This window comes from Sodalis sp. RH21 (genome assembly GCF_047324175.1).
Taxonomy (GTDB): Bacteria; Pseudomonadota; Gammaproteobacteria; order Enterobacterales; family Enterobacteriaceae; genus Acerihabitans.
In genome coordinates this window covers 5,161,301-5,176,249 of the sequence record NZ_CP178732.1, presented here as the reverse complement: position 1 = coordinate 5,176,249, position 14,949 = coordinate 5,161,301, and the positions used below count along the sequence as shown (strand labels likewise).

Below are 14,949 nucleotides of genomic sequence, written 5' to 3'. Positions count from 1 at the left end.
TAGCGGGAGGAGATATGGTCAATATCGTGGTAGTGTCCCATAGCCTGCTGCTGGCGCAGGGCGTCGAGCAATTGGCCGGGCAAATGATGCAGGACGGGTGCCGGCTGGCCATCGCCGCCGGCGTGGACGACGCGGAGCATCCCATCGGCACCGATGCGATTAAGGTAATGGAAGCCATCGAATCGGTGGACGATCCTTCCGGCGTATTGGTGTTGATGGATCTGGGCAGCGCGCTGCTGAGCGCCGAAACGGCGCTGGATTTATTGGCGCCTGACGTGGCGCGGCGGGTGCGGTTATGCGCCGCGCCGCTGGTGGAAGGCGCCCTGGCCGCGGTGGTCGCCGCTTCCGCCGGCGGGGATTTAGCGCGGGTCAGGGCGGAAGCCCTGGGCGCATTGGCGGCCAAAATGGGCCAACTGGCCGGGCAGGACGATCCGGACGCGCCCGCCGCCGGGCCGTCGCCGCCGGCGATGCCCGCCGATAGCCAACGCGTCAGCTGGACCGTGCTTAATCCCAACGGCCTGCATGTGCGGCCGGCCGCCAAACTGGCGGGCGCGCTGGCGCCCTTCCAGGCGGATCTGCGGCTGGAGAAAGCCGGCCGCGGCGCCGATCCGCGCAGCTTGAACCAGTTGGCGGCGTTGCAAATCCGCCAGGGGGACACCATTAGCCTGCTGGCCAGCGGCCCCCAGGCGGCGCAGGCGCTTGAAGCGTTCAGCGACCTGGCGCGGCAGGGGTTTGGCGAGGCTATCGCCCCGCCATCCGGGCAGATCCTGACCGGCACGCCGGTCCCTCCGGGCAGCATTAGCGCGCCGGTGCTGCAACTGCGGCCGGTACGCCATCAGCCCCGTCCCGACCCCATCGGCCAGGGCCAGATCGCCGCGGAGATCGGCCGGATGCGGACGGCGATTGCGGCGGTTATCGGTGATTTGGGCCGGCTGGCGCAGCAGGCCGTGACGCTGATAGGAGAAGAGCAGGGGGCGATTTTCAGCGCCCATCAACTGCTGCTGGATGATGAGGATTTGCTACAGGCCGTGGAGCGGCGGATAAAGCAGGACTTGCTGGGGGCCGATGCGGCGCTGGCGCGGGAGCTCATGGCGATTGCGCGGGAGTATGGCGCCATGGAGGATCTCTATCTGCGCGCCCGGGAGCTGGATGTGCGCGATATCCTTAACCGCCTGCTGGGCTATTTAGCCGCTGAACCGCCGCCGCCGGCGCTGGCCGCCCCCGTGGCGAACCTTGGCGTACTGGTGATCGCCGGCGAGCTGTTTCCGTCGGAAATGATCGCCATGGATCGGCAGCGGGTGAAGGGCATTGGCCTGGAGCGCGGGGATATATTGTCCCATAGCGCCATTCTGGCGCGCGCGCTGGGGATTCCGATGGTGGTGGGGTTAAGCGGCTGCCTGGAGGCGACTCAAACCGGCCAGGCGGCAACTCTCGATCCCGCGGCCGGCACGCTTAGCCTGGCGCAGGTCACGGCATAACGCCGCCGGCGCGGGCCACGGGGGATGCCGGGTAAGCCATTATCCGGCGGCCTGGGAGTTCAGCCCCCATCCCCCTTGAATTGCCCAATCTCCAGATGATATTGCTTGATCTTGCGCCACAGCGTGGTGCGGCCGATGCCCAGCAGCGGCGCCATCTCGTTTAACTGTCCGTGGCAGACCCGCGCCGCGCGGATAATGGCCTGGCGCTCCAGATCCGCCAGCGAGAGCATGGGGGGCATATCCGGCATGTCCGGCTCCGCCAGCGTCCGTTCCTGTAAGAGATACTCCGGCAAATCGTTAAGACAAATGTGATTGTTGCGGCAGGTCATGGCGGCGCGCTCCACCGCGCTTTTCAGTTCCTGATCGTTCCCCGGCCAGGGATAGAGCCCGAACTGCTGCATCACTTCCGCCCCGATGCGGTAGCGGCACTGGAAATGCCGGCCCAGCGCCGCCAGGCACTCCTGTACCAGCAGCGGGATATCCTGCTGGCGCTGGCGCAGGGGCGGAATATGCAGTTCAAAAGATTGCAGGGTGTAAAACAGCTGGCGGCGAAAACGGTTTTGCTTGACCAGCAGGGGCAAATCGGCGCCGGTGGCGGCGATGATCCGCACGTTCACCGGAATCACCCGGTTGGAATTGACGCGCATCAGCATGCCGGTTTTGATAATTTGCAGCAGGGCGGACTGCATTTCCGGCGACAGGTACTCCACCTGTTCCAGATAGAGCGTGCCGCCGTTGGCCAGCTCGAATTTACTCGGCAGCCCGGATTCCCCTTCGCTGGCATCGCTGCCCAGAAACTCCCGCGCCATCAAATTCTGCGGCAGCGCCTGGCAATTGAGCGCGATATAGGGCCCGGCGGCGCGGTCGCTGGCATTATGAATCGCCTGGCCCAGGCGCTGCTTGCCCACCCCTTCTTCACCGTGCAATAACACCGGATGCCCGCCTTTGGCCGCCTGTTTGCCATAACGCACCAGCCGACGCATCTCCAGCGACGCCACCGGCATATCCTCGAACGTGTGGCTGACCCGGCCAAGCTGGTTATGCACCAGTTGCTGCAACAGTTCCTGGGGGTGGAGCAGGGCGATAAAACCGCACCGATCGCCGTCGGGGATGGGTTTTAGGGTCAGCAGCGCCGGAATAAAGCGCTGCCGGTGTTCAAACGTCACCTGGACGTGGCTTAGCGCGCTGCGGTTTTGCATGGCCTGGATAACCAGCGCCGGCAGGGTGAGCAGCGCCAGCACCGGTTTGCCGAGGCTTTCGGTTTCATCCAGCCCCAGCATGGCGGCCGCGCGGGAATTCAGGTATTGCAGGCAGCCGTGCTGGTCCCAGGCCAATACGCCGTCCTCCACCCCGTCCAGCAGGGCGTTAAGCGCGTTGAGATGGCGATTGGTTTCGCCCAGCAGACTATCGGCGTGCAGGTAATTGCCGACTTCGCGGGCCAGCACCAGCGCCAGCGACAAATCGCTGGCGGCCTTTTCCGCCAGCAGACTGCCCAGGACGATCACCGCCCGCTGGCGGCCGCTATTGTCGTATACCGGGGCGGCGCAAAAGTGCCAGGGGTGCAGCGCCCGTTTAAAATGCTGCCGGCCCGCGATTTGCACCGGATTGCCCGAGGCCATGGCCAGGGCGGGCGCGTTGGTGCCCATCAGGCCTTCGCTCCAGTAGCTGCCTTCCACTATGCCCAGCGCCGCCAATTGCGCGCGGGTGGATGCGTGGCCGCATAGCCACAGGGTGCAGCCGCTCTCGTCGAGGATCAGCAGTACGCAGGGGCGCGACTCCATGTATTCATAGGCATCTTCCAGCGCCGCCTGGCCCAGCACCAGCAAATCGTTTTTCCGCCGGCAAATGGACGCAAAGGTGGCGCCGGCCGCCCGGTGCGGCATGCGCCAGACGGCGGGCTGCATTACCGGGCGACAGCGCTGCCAGGAGTCTGCGATGGCCGGCGTGCCGCCGCCGTCCGGCGCTTGCGGCCGGCTATCGGCGCCGGCGGCGAGGGGGGCAATAGAGTTAACAACCACAATGTCATCTTCCCGGAGAATCCGCTACCAAGCCCGATAATAGCCCAGAATACCCCCCCGCTGTCTGTTAAGCGTCAGGCAAATATGGTTATGGGCGCCATGTTTTACATCCCGCGGCGGGGGGTTATATCATTTCGCCATAACAGGGTTTAATAAAGTAATAAAAAATAGTATCCTGCTGGAATAACCTGTCTCTATAAACTGTTATATAAAAAGTCGCGCCGACTGTTTATATCCCCCCGTCCGCTTACATGTTTAACTCCTTTTATTAATGCTATTTAAAAAATAATAACATGGCGCCGCCGGGCGTCAGGAGCAAATATATGAGCGATGATAAGTTATCCGACAACGAACGCTTAAAAAGCGAGAGCCGCTTGTTGCGCGGGACCTTGACGGAGGATTTAAGCGATCAACTGACCGGGGGATTTACCGGCGACAATTTTCAACTGATCCGTTTTCACGGTATGTACCAGCAGGACGACCGGGATATCCGCCAGGAGCGCCAGGACCAGAAACTGGAGCCGCTGCATACGGTCATGCTGCGCATCCGCCTGCCGGGGGGCATTATCACCCCCGGCCAATGGCAGGGACTGGATTCCTTCGCCAGCGAACATACCTTATACGGCAGCATCCGCATTACCAATCGCCAGACGGTGCAGTTTCACGGCGTGCTGAAGCGGGATATCAAACCGGTGCACCGGCTGTTGCAGCAGTTGGGCCTGGATTCCCGCGCCACCGCCGGCGACGTGAACCGCAACGTGCTCTGCACCGCCAATCCGGTGGAATCCATATTGCACCGGGATGCCTATGAATGGGCGAAAAAAATATCCGAGCACCTGCTGCCGCGCACCAATGCCTATGCCGAAGTCTGGCTGGATGGGGAAAAGGTGCGGCAGCCCGAGGATGAGCCGGTATTGGGCAACAGCTACCTGCCGCGCAAATTTAAAACCGCCGTGGTGATTCCACCGCAAAACGATGTGGATTTACATGCCAACGATCTGAGTTTTGTCGCCATTGAAGACGGCGGAAAGCTCATCGGCTTTAATGTCCTGGTCGGCGGCGGGCTGGCCATGACCCAGGGCGATACCAGCACGTATCCCCGCCTGGCCACCGAATTCGGGTTTATCGGCCTGGACGCCACGCTGGCGGTGGCCGAGGCGGTGGTGGCCACCCAGCGGGACTGGGGCAACCGCTCCAACCGCCGCAATGCCAAAACCAAATATACCCTGGAGCGGGTGGGCGTCGAGGTGTTTAAAGCGGAAGTGGAGCGCCGGTCCGGCCAGCATTTTGCGCCGCTGCGCCCCTATCGGTTCACCTCGCGCGGCGATCGCATCGGCTGGGTGGCCGGGGTGGAGGGCAAGTACCACCTCACGCTGTTTATTCCCAGCGGACGGCTGGTGGACCGGCCCGGCGCGCCGCTGAAAACCGGTATTGCCGCGATCGCCCGGATTCACCGGGGGGATTTTCGTTTAACGCCGAACCAGAATCTGGTTATCGCCGGCGTGGACGAGCAGCAAAAGCCGTTGATCGACGCCCTGGCGCGGCAATACGGCTTGATAGACGACCGGCTGAGCCCCCAGCGCAAAAGCGCCATGGCCTGCGTGTCTTTCCCCACTTGCCCGCTGGCGATGGCGGAGGCGGAGCGGGTGCTGCCGGATTTGGTCGCGCGCCTGGAGAGCATACTGGCCCGCCACGGCCTGGGCGAAGAGGCGATAATTTTTCGCGTCACCGGCTGTCCCAACGGGTGCGGTCGCGCTATGCTGGCGGAAATGGGGCTGGTCGGCCGCGGCCCCGGCCGTTACAGTCTGTATATCGGCGGTAATCTGGCGGGCACGCGTATCCCGCGGCTTTATCGGGACAATATCGACGTCGAGGCCATTATGGCCCAGGCCGATGCGCTTATCGGCCGCTGGGCCGCCGGGCGCGGCGACGGCGAGGCGTTCGGCGACTTCGCGGTGCGCGCGGGCATTATCAAACCGGTGATTAATTCAGCCAAGGATTTTTATCAGCATGACTAGTCCCGCAAAGGCGCCGTTAGCCATTATCCAGTTAGGGCAACCGCCGGCGGCGATTGTCGCGCGGCAAGGCCAGCAGCATAACTGGTTTATCCGGGCTTTGGCGCTGAACGCGCGGGACTACCGGCTGATCCGCCCCGATCTGGGCGATCCGCTACCCGAAGCCGGCACCGTCTCGGGAGCTATTCTCACCGGTTCCTGGGCCATGGTGACCGACCGGGCCGACTGGAGCGAGGGCGCGGCCGCCTGGGTGCGCACGGCATTTTCCCAAGAGCTGCCGCTGTTTGGCGTCTGTTATGGCCATCAGTTGATGGCCCACGCCCTGGGCGGCGAGGTGGGAGATAACCCGCGCGGATGGGAAGGGGGCCGGCAGGGCATCGATCTACTGCCCGACGGTTTAGCCGATCCCCTCTTGGCCGGACTGCCCGCCCGCTTCGGCGCCTGGCTCTCCCATCGCCAAACGGTGCTTTGTCCCCCGCCGCAGGCCAGGGTATTGGCCACTTCGCGCCTGGACGACTGCCAGATCCTGCGTTATGGCCCGCAGGCGTTTTCCGTACAATTTCACCCCGAATTCACCGCCGCCGTCATGGATGCCTGCCTGCGGGCCAGCGGCCGGACAGCGACGCCCGCCGGCCCCGGAGCGCGGCCGGATAACGATGCCGAATGGCCGCTGGCGCTATTGCGGCGGTTTTATCAGCAGCCATAATGAATATTCTGACGTTGTGTATAAAAGCAGAAACCATGCTTGAACGATTAAATATTAAAATAATATAATAAATATAGCAGATGGTTGAGCGCTCTTTTGCTTATTCCGCATCCTGCATACCGCGTAATTTGGCGATGCGGCAAAGCTGGTTTATTTCATCGGCGATGGCTCCGTTCTGGAGAATTGACAAAGGCGTTGTGGATTGTGGTAGATAATGATCCAGGGTATCAATCTTGCCAATAAAAAAACCGCATCTGCGTACGTCGCTTAAGTGGCCAAGAGAGGATAAAACTTCGCTGAACCCTTTTAGTAGCCCTTTTTCGCTGTTTGCGTCATTTTTAGCGAATTGGAACATGGGAAAAAGGTTATCTCCACCCAGTTAATGACTGCTCATGCCCGCCGCCGTCATCATCAGCCGGAACAAGGCGGCCACCACTCCCAGCGCCAGTACGCTGGCCGTCCAGAGCACCGCCAGCCAGAGCAGGCGCCGCCATAACGGTTTCATTTCCCTTTGCCGGGCGGTATTTTGCAAGGTCGCCATACTTATTCCCCCTCCTCCCGGGCGGCCCGGGACTGGCGATTAATGGTATCCCTCTTCGGGATTGATTTTTCCCCGGAACACAAAGTAGCTCCAGAAGGTATAGACCAGGATGATCGGGATAATCAGCAGGGCGCCCACCAGCATAAAACCCTGGCTTTGCGCCGGCGCCGACGCGGCGCGGATATCGATGGCGGGCGGAATGATATCCGGCCAGATGCTGATACCCAAACCGGTGAACCCAAGGAATACCAGCGCCAGGGTCAGCAGGAACGGCGCGCGATCGGCGCGGCGCCGCACCGACCGGTACAGCCACCCGCCGGCCAGTGCCACCAGCACCGGCACCGGCAGGAAATAAAACAGATTAGGCAGCGCGAACCAGCGCCGGGCAATCGCGGGGTGCGCCAGCGGCGTCCAGATACTAATGGCGGCGATCGCCAGCAGCAGCAGCGCCAGCAGCGGAACGGCCAGCCGGAACATGGCGAGCTGCAAACCGGCGCCGGTTTTCATAATCAGCCAGGTACAACCCAGCAGGGCGTAAGCCGCCGCCAGCCCCACGCCGCAAAACAGGCTGAACGGGGTTAGCCAGCCGAAGGCCGATCCGGCAAAGCTGCGTCCCGCCACCGGGAACCCGTTCAGGAACGCCCCTACCACCACGCCCTGGCAGAACGTGGCAATCACGGAGCCGGCGATGAAGGATTTATCCCAGAAGGGACGATGATGGGGCGTGGCCTTAAAGCGGAACTCAAAGGCCACGCCGCGAAAAATCAGCGCGAACAGCATCAGGGTCAGCGGGATGGCCAGGGCATCGATGATAACCGCGTAGGCCAGGGGGAACGCGCCGAACAGCGCCGCGCCGCCCAATACCAGCCAGGTTTCGTTGCCGTCCCATACCGGGGCGACGGTATTAATCATCATATCCCGCTGCCGCGGGTCCCGAATCATGGGAAACAAAATGCCGATGCCCAGATCAAAGCCGTCCATCACGATATACATCAGGGTGGCAAAGACAATAATGGCAAACCAGATTACCGGAAGATCGATGCCCATGTCAGTTCCTCTTGCCTGTGGGATTTAACGGCTCCTGCACCGCGGATAATGGGCGGGCCGGCGTGCGCGGCCGGCCGGGACCGCCCGGCGGCGGCGCTTGCCCCTCGCCCGGCTGCGGTCCCTGGCGCATCAGGCGCACCATATACAGATAACCCACGCCGAACACCGATGAATAAATCGCGATAAACGCCAGCAGGCTGATGCTCATATGCAAATCGCCGTGGGCGGATACCGCGTCGCGGGTCCGCAGCAGGCCGTAAACCACCCAAGGCTGCCGGCCGACCTCGGTGGTAAACCAGCCCGCCAGGATGGCAATCAGCCCCGTCGGGCCCATCAACAGGGCAAAACGCAAAAAAACGCGCGAGCGGTACAGCCGCTGCCGCCGGCGTAGCCACAGACTGGTTATCCCCAGCAAAATCATCAGCATGCCCAAGCCGGCCATCAGGCGGAACGACCAGAAAACAAGAGTGGAATTGGGCCGATCCCGTTTGGCAAAGTCCTTTAACGCCGGCACCTGCCGCTGCAAACTGTGGGTCAATATCAGGCTGCCCAGGTAGGGGAGCTCAAGGGCGTAGCGGGTGGTTTCCCCGGCCATGTCCGGCAGGCCGAACAGGATCAGCGGCGTGGCCTCGCCGGGGCGGTTTTCCCAGTGGCCCTCGATGGCGGCGATCTTGGCCGGCTGGTATTCCAGCGTATTCAGGCCGTGCATGTCTCCCAGCACCGCCTGGATCGGGGCGACTACCAGCAGCATCCACATCGCCATCGACAGCATTTTGCGAATGGCCGGGGTATCGTTATGGCGCAGCAGATGCCAGGCGGCGGCGGAACCGACAAACAGGGCGCTGGCCAAAAACGCGGCGGTGGACATATGCAGCAACCGGTAGGGGAAGGACGGGTTGAAAATCACCTGCACCCAGTCCAGCGGCACGACCTGGCCGTCTTGCACCGCATATCCCTGGGGCGTATGCATCCAGCTATTGGACGCCAGTATCCAGAAGGTGGACATCAGGGTGCCGAGCGCCACCATGCAGGTGGCGAAAAAATGCAGGCCGTTGCCCACCCGCCGCCAGCCGAACAGCATCACCCCGAGAAAGCCGGCTTCCAGAAAGAAGGCGGTCAGCACCTCATAAGTCAATAACGGCCCGGTGATACTGCCGGCGAACTGGGAAAAACCGCTCCAGTTGGTGCCGAATTGATATGCCATCACCAGTCCGGAAACCACCCCCATGCCGAAATTCACCGCAAAAACCTTGGACCAGAAATGATATAGATCGCGATAATCGTCATTGCGGGTTTTCAGCCACAGTCCCTCCAGCACCGCCAGAAAGCTGGCCAGGCCGATGGTGATGGCGGGAAAGATAATGTGGAAGGACACCGTAAAGGCGAACTGGATTCTGGCAAGGTGAAACGCGTCTAGCCCAAACATGGCATACCCCATACTGATTAATCCGAACAACCGGGTTCCGCTGCCCGCCAAGGGATTGGCGCGTTAACGCTGCGGGACGCCGTCGATCATAGAATGAAAAACTGGGGTATAACAGCTACAAAAATGATGATTTATGCTATAACAGTTGCTGTAAATAACGAGGCGCGGTGCCTGGGATGAATAAATACGAAACGCTGGTCGATCGGTTACGCGAGCAGATCGCGGCCAATATCTGGCAGGTGGGGGACAAGCTCCCCTCGCTGCGCGAGCAGGCGGTCTACTCGGGCATGAGCCTGATGACGGTGATGCACGCCTATCAAATACTGGAAAGCCAGGGATGGATCATCTCCCGCCCGCAGTCGGGCTATTACATTGCGCCGAAGGCCGAATTCCTCACCACCCCGGCCACCCACCAGCAGGTGCAGCCCGCCGAACAGGTGGATATCAACGCTTTTATCTTTGATGTGCTGCAGGCCAGCCGCGATCAATCCATCGTGCCCTTCGGCTCGGCTTTTCCCGATCCTTCGCTGTTCCCCCGCCAGCAGCTCGCCCGCTCGCTGACCACGGTGGCGCGCTCCATGACCCCGCTAAGCGCCGTGGATAATCTGCCGCCGGGCAACGAGGACCTGCGCAACACCATCGCCAAACGTTATGCCCTGCAAGGAATGCAAATTTCCCCCGAAGAAATAGTTATCACCGCCGGCGCCATGGAGTCGCTCAACCTAAGCCTGCAAGCGGTCACGGAGCCGGGGGACTGGGTGATCGTGGAAAACCCGGCCTTTTACGGCGCCCTGCAAGCGCTGGAACGGTTGAAACTAAAGGCGGTGGCCATTGCCACCCATCCGCAATTCGGCATCGATCTCGACGCGCTGGAAAACGCGCTGGCCGCTTACCCGGTCAAGGCCTGCTGGGTCATGACCAATAGCCACAATCCGCTGGGCTGTACGTTGTCCGATGAGAAAAAACGGCAACTGGTGGCCCTGTTGCAGCAGTACCGGGTGCATCTGATTGAGGATGACGTGTATAGCGAACTCTATTTCGGCGCCGATAAACCGCTGCCGGCCAAAGCCTATGACCGTTTGGGCATGGCCATGCACTGCTCGTCGTTTTCCAAAAATCTGGTGGCGGGCTTCCGGGTCGGCTGGGTGGCGGCGGGGGAAATGGCGGGCAAGATCCAGCGCTTGCAATTGATGACCACGTTGTCCACCAGCGCGCCGATGCAGCTGGCGTTGGCCAACTACCTGGCCACCCGCAGTTATGACCGCCATCTCCGGCGCCTGCGCCGCCTGCTCGAACAGCGCAAAAACAGCGCCTGGCAGTCGCTGCATGCCCATTTGCCCCCGGCGGCGCGCATCAACTACTCCCATAGCGGCTACTTTTTATGGATTGAGCTGCCGGCGCATATCAGCGCCACGGAGCTTTATCACCGGGCGCTGCGGCAAAAAATCAGCATTGCCCCCGGCAAGATGTTTTCCGCCGGCGGCCAGTATAATAATTATTTCCGCTTTAATACCTCATACGCCTGGGACGAGAGGTATGAGCGCGCCGTCATCGCCCTGACGGATATTATCAAACAGATGATGTAATGCGTCAGGCGCCGCGCCGGACGCAACCTCAGAAATCCTGCCCGTACAGGTCGCCGAGGCGCTGGTATTCATGGATTTCGGTGCGCTCGAAGGTCAGCGGCGTTACCGAGATATAACCGTCGTCATTGAGTTTAAGCTCGCTGTTTTCCGGCCGTTCCAGGCCGCCGTGGCGCACCCGTATCCAGAAATAGTCCTCGCCGTGGGGGTCCTTCGCGCTGGTGACCATGATGCCGTCCACATTGCCCATGCCCTGTTTGGTGACCCTGATGCCTTTAACGTCATCCGCCGCCATATCGGGGAAGTTAACGTTGAGACAGACCTGCTTATCCCAGCTGGCCTGCAATAAATGCTGTAGCGTCGGCACCAGAAAGCGCGTCGCGCTGTCCCAGTTTACCGGCTGGTCCGGGTCGCGGTTTTGGCTGAGCGCGATAGACGGCACGCCGGATAACATGCCGGTCATGGCCGCGCCCACCGTACCGGAGAGCAGCGTTTCAAATCCCAGGTTCGAGCCGTTATTCACGCCGGAGAGCACCAGATCGGGAGGCGTATCGCGCATGGCCTGGTGCACGGCATAAGCCACGCAGTCGGCGGGGGTGCCGTAGACGGCAAACCGCCGGGGGCCTTTATCGATCACCCGCACCGGCTCGCGCATGCTTAACGAATTGGCGACGCCGCTTTTATCCTGGGCGGGGGCGACGATCCATACTTCATTGGCGATTTCCTGGGCGGCCCGGGCCAGCAATTCCAGTCCGGGGGCGTCGATGCCGTCATCGTTGGTTAATAATACGCGATTCACTTTTTTCATAGTCAGGTTGTTCTCCATGTGGTAATGCCAAAATGAAACCATGAGCTTTGTTTATGCCACCGGTTGATAGTTCCATAATAAGGCATCCCCCAGGCTTGGGGGAGAAAAAATAGGCAATCGCCGGGAAGTTTCTACGCTTGCCGCACCCTAAGGTGCGGTAAGCGGATGAATGATTGATGGCGGAAAGATGACAAATGACGCGCCGCGGCTGCTCGCCGGCGGCGGCGGGTTTATTGCGGGAAATCCGTGGCGAACGACGCGTCGCGCCATGCCGCCAGATCTTGTTTGACGTGGGAAATTTTCTCATGGGCCAGGTTCCATGAGATCTCACCGGCAAACACATGCAGCGGCGGATGGTCCGCGGCGGCGATTTCGGCGATAAGCGCAGCCAGCCGGTCGGGATCGCCCGCCTGGCGGCCGGCCAACGTGCCCAGATGCAGATCCAGCGATGCCTGGGCCTCGGTATAATCGTCGATTTTCCGGTGCGCCACCGCCAGCGATCCGCCGGAGAGAAAATCGGTGCGCACCGGCCCCGGATAAATAAGGGTGGTGCGGATACCTAATTCTTTCACTTCGGCCGCCAGGGCTTCCGTCAGGCCCGAGAGAGCGAATTTGGTGGCCACATAACTGCCCCAGCCGGCATATCCGCCCTGGAAACCCACGATGGACGAAATATTAATGATATGCCCCGAGCGCTGGCGGCGCAGATGGGGCAGCGCGTGGCGCAGTACATTCAGCGGGGCGAAGAGATTCACCTCGACGTTCTGGCGCACCTCGGCATCGGATAACGCTTCCACCGCGCCGTGCAGGCCATAACCGGCATTATTGACCACCACGTCGATATTGCCGAACGTTTTGATCGCCAGGTCGATGGCGGCGCCGACGCTGGCTTCATCGGTCAGGTCGGCGGCCACCGGCAGGAATAACAGAAACTGATCGGCGGTGGGCGCCACCGCCGTTTCCAGCGCTGCCTTGCTGCGGGAGGTGGCGGCGACCCGTTCGCCCCGGGCCAGCAGCAGGCGGGTAAGCGCCAGTCCCAGACCTTTGGATGCGCCGGTGATAAACCAGGTTTTGGCTGAGTTGCCAGACATATACGACTCCTGTTCCCTTACCGGGAAAATTGCGTGTTGGGAAATTGCGGGTTGGGAAATCAATAAGGGCTGGCGGTGGGGCGTACCACCAGTTCGCTGACATCCACGCCGTCCGGCTGATCGATGGCATACGCAATGGCCTGGGCAATCGCGTCGGGTTGAATGGCGATGCGCCGAAAACCTTCCATCGCGCGCCGCGCCGTGTCATCGGTAATGGTGCCGGCGAGCTCCGATTCCACCACCCCAGGGCAAACCACGGTGACGCGGATATTATCGTGTTCCTGGCGCAGTCCGTCGGAGATGGCCCGGACCGCGAACTTGGTGGCGCAATACACCGCCGCCGTGGGGGACACGCTCAGCCCGCCGATGGATGACACATTAATCACCTGCCCGTGCCCCTGCCGTTTCATCTGCGGCAGCACCGCCGCGATGCCGTGCAGTACGCCGCGGATATTCACATCAATCATCCGGTTCCACTCGTCTACCTTCAGGGACTCCAGCGGGGAAAGCGGCATTACGCCCGCGTTATTGACTATCACATCGATATGGCCGCTGGCGGCCAGGGCCTGGTCGGCAAAGGCTTGCATCTCTTCCATGCTGGTCACGTCCAGCGCGCGGTATTCCACCGCGCCGCCCGCCGCCCGCAGCTCGTCGGCCAGTTCGGCGAGCCGGTCGGTGCGCCGCGCGCCGATAAACAGCCGGTGTCCCTGGCTGGCCAGCAAACGCGCAGTTGCTTCGCCGATACCGCTGCTGGCGCCGGTAATCAATACGGTTTTCGCTTTCTGTATCGCAGTCATAATGTGTGCCTTTATCAGGGATGGTCTGGGAAAGCCATGGTAAAACGCACGCGGCGATCGGCGAATATCCAGTCCTTTTTGTTTATTGCCTATTCCTATTTAATATGGATTTAACAGGAGATAATGGGGGGATTTTATGTTTTATTACTCTTCACGCCCCTTGCTACGCCATAGGTACCTTTGATGCCGCAGTTCCCAGTCATGTCCCGTTCCCAGCGTATGATCGACCTGCTGGGACAGTTGGCGCCCCATGAGGGTTACACCCGTTCCGCCCTGGACGGCGTGCGTTTTATGCGCGCCAACCATCCCCTGGGCCGCACGCAGGTGCTCTATGAGCCGGGCATCGTGATTGTGTGCCAGGGCCGCAAGCGCGGGTTTCTTGCCGACGAAGTGTATGTTTATGATGCCCAGCACTATCTGGTGCTGTCGGTGCCGCTGCCGTTTTCCACTGAAACCGAGGCCAGCGAGGAGGAGCCGATGCTGGCGGTATCCTTGAGCCTGGATATGCTGGCGGTGGCCGATCTGGTGCTCACCCTCGACCAGTCCGGCGTCGGCCCGACGGCGGCCCCGCTGGGGATCATCGCCACCCCGCTGGGCGACGACCTGGCCGACGCCACGCTGCGTCTGCTGCAATGCCTGGCTTCGCCGCTGGAGGCCGAGGTGCTCGGTCCGGCCATCGTGCGTGAAATCAGCTTCAGGGTCTTGATGGGGGAGCAGGGCGGGGCGATTCGCGCCGCCCTGACGCATCAGGGGCGGTTCGGCAAAGTCGCCAAGGCGCTGCGGCGCATCCACGCCGATTATGCCGGCACGCTGGATGTGGCCCGCCTGGCGGCGGAAGCGGGCATGAGCGTGCCGGCCTTCCATGTCCATTTCAAAGCGGTCACCCATACCTCGCCGATCCAATATATCAAGTCGACCCGCCTGCATCAGGCGCGGCTGCTGATGATTCGCGATAATCTGTCGGCGCAGGCCGCCTCGGCCAGCGTCGGTTATGAAAGTTCATCGCAATTCAACCGTGAGTTTAAACGGCTATTTGGCCGCACCCCGGGGGACGAAGCGCGGGATTTGAAACACGCCCTGGCGTTATTGCCCGCGCAGGACCGTTCGCAATTGGCGCTGGCCCATTAATCAGAGGCATTAAGGTGGAATGATTTGATATTATCCAATCATTTTATTGTTTTTATTAATTTTTTTCACCAAACCGTTGCGGTAGTATAGATTAATGAAATAGGAGGCCAACTATTTAGGAATTTTATTTCAATTTGTGATAAGCGTTAAAATTTCACCTATTGGTAACACAAAAAATGTGACCCGCCTCATTCAAATGACGGAAGGCGTATTTTCTAAAACGCCGTTCCATATATGATGAAGATATTGCTTCCCTCAACCTCCAAATACCAAAGCGACTGAATACCGCCCGTTTGACGTGTCCGGTCGTG

13 protein-coding genes are annotated in these 14,949 nt (G+C 61.0%); 5 read left to right on the top strand and 8 right to left on the bottom strand.

Going from position 1 to position 14,949, the window contains the following annotated elements; genetic code table 11:
- Positions 1-14: 14 nt before the first annotated feature.
- The gene (gene dhaM, locus ACL2XP_RS23915; protein ID WP_413735834.1) at positions 15-1,478 is read left to right on the top strand and encodes a dihydroxyacetone kinase phosphoryl donor subunit DhaM; all 1,464 of its coding nucleotides are present in this window, start codon (positions 15-17) and stop codon (positions 1,476-1,478) included.
- Positions 1,479-1,537: 59 nt separating this feature from the next.
- On the opposite strand, the gene dhaR is transcribed toward dhaM, so the two are convergent.
- Positions 1,538-3,481: a dihydroxyacetone kinase operon transcriptional regulator DhaR gene (gene dhaR, locus ACL2XP_RS23910; RefSeq protein WP_413739278.1), complete on the bottom strand. Its 1,944-nt coding sequence runs from the start codon at positions 3,479-3,481 to the stop codon at positions 1,538-1,540.
- Positions 3,482-3,819: 338 nt separating this feature from the next.
- On the opposite strand from dhaR, the gene cysI reads away from it, so the two are divergent.
- Together cysI and ACL2XP_RS23900 are read left to right on the top strand one after the other, a co-directional pair.
- The gene (cysI, locus tag ACL2XP_RS23905) at positions 3,820-5,514 is read left to right on the top strand and encodes an assimilatory sulfite reductase (NADPH) hemoprotein subunit (protein ID WP_413735833.1); all 1,695 of its coding nucleotides are present in this window, start codon (positions 3,820-3,822) and stop codon (positions 5,512-5,514) included.
- Positions 5,507-6,217: a glutamine amidotransferase gene (locus ACL2XP_RS23900; RefSeq protein WP_413735831.1), complete on the top strand. Its 711-nt coding sequence runs from the start codon at positions 5,507-5,509 to the stop codon at positions 6,215-6,217. Before cysI ends, ACL2XP_RS23900 begins: the two co-directional genes overlap by 8 nt.
- Positions 6,218-6,317: 100 nt before the next feature.
- On the opposite strand, the gene ACL2XP_RS23895 is transcribed toward ACL2XP_RS23900, so the two are convergent.
- From ACL2XP_RS23895 to ACL2XP_RS23880, 4 genes are read right to left on the bottom strand one after another with little or no spacing between them, the layout of a single operon-like run.
- The gene (locus tag ACL2XP_RS23895) at positions 6,318-6,572 is read right to left on the bottom strand and encodes a hypothetical protein (protein WP_413735830.1); all 255 of its coding nucleotides are present in this window, start codon (positions 6,570-6,572) and stop codon (positions 6,318-6,320) included.
- Between the two features lie 24 nt (positions 6,573-6,596).
- Complete coding sequence (locus ACL2XP_RS23890) at positions 6,597-6,758, bottom strand: DUF2474 domain-containing protein (RefSeq protein ID WP_413735829.1); 162 nt, start codon at positions 6,756-6,758, stop codon at positions 6,597-6,599.
- A gap of 39 nt (positions 6,759-6,797) precedes the next feature.
- Positions 6,798-7,805: a cytochrome d ubiquinol oxidase subunit II gene (gene cydB / locus ACL2XP_RS23885; RefSeq protein WP_413735828.1), complete on the bottom strand. Its 1,008-nt coding sequence runs from the start codon at positions 7,803-7,805 to the stop codon at positions 6,798-6,800.
- 1 nt (position 7,806) lies between these two features.
- Entirely contained in the window at positions 7,807-9,231 is a 1,425-nt protein-coding gene (locus ACL2XP_RS23880; protein WP_413735827.1) for a cytochrome ubiquinol oxidase subunit I, read from the bottom strand.
- A 176-nt stretch (positions 9,232-9,407) separates the two neighbouring features.
- On the opposite strand from ACL2XP_RS23880, the gene ACL2XP_RS23875 reads away from it, so the two are divergent.
- A complete protein-coding gene (locus ACL2XP_RS23875; protein WP_413735825.1) occupies positions 9,408-10,817 on the top strand; it encodes a PLP-dependent aminotransferase family protein in 1,410 nt (469 codons plus the stop codon).
- A 28-nt stretch (positions 10,818-10,845) separates the two neighbouring features.
- Here the strand turns inward: ACL2XP_RS23875 and surE are convergent, their stop codons facing one another.
- The 3 genes from surE to ACL2XP_RS23860 all read right to left on the bottom strand — a co-directional run bounded on the left by surE (position 10,846) and on the right by ACL2XP_RS23860 (position 13,510).
- Positions 10,846-11,622 (bottom strand): 5'/3'-nucleotidase SurE, encoded by a 777-nt coding sequence (surE, locus tag ACL2XP_RS23870; RefSeq protein ID WP_413735824.1) that lies wholly within the window; start codon positions 11,620-11,622, stop codon positions 10,846-10,848.
- A 230-nt stretch (positions 11,623-11,852) separates the two neighbouring features.
- On the bottom strand, positions 11,853-12,713 hold the full coding sequence (locus ACL2XP_RS23865; protein ID WP_413735822.1) for an SDR family NAD(P)-dependent oxidoreductase: 861 nt from the start codon (positions 12,711-12,713) through the stop codon (positions 11,853-11,855).
- A 59-nt stretch (positions 12,714-12,772) separates the two neighbouring features.
- Positions 12,773-13,510 (bottom strand): SDR family oxidoreductase, encoded by a 738-nt coding sequence (locus ACL2XP_RS23860; RefSeq protein ID WP_413735821.1) that lies wholly within the window; start codon positions 13,508-13,510, stop codon positions 12,773-12,775.
- A gap of 183 nt (positions 13,511-13,693) precedes the next feature.
- On the opposite strand from ACL2XP_RS23860, the gene ACL2XP_RS23855 reads away from it, so the two are divergent.
- Positions 13,694-14,638, top strand: a complete 945-nt coding sequence (locus ACL2XP_RS23855; RefSeq protein ID WP_413735819.1) for an AraC family transcriptional regulator — start codon at positions 13,694-13,696, stop codon at positions 14,636-14,638.
- Positions 14,639-14,949: the final 311 nt, after the last annotated feature.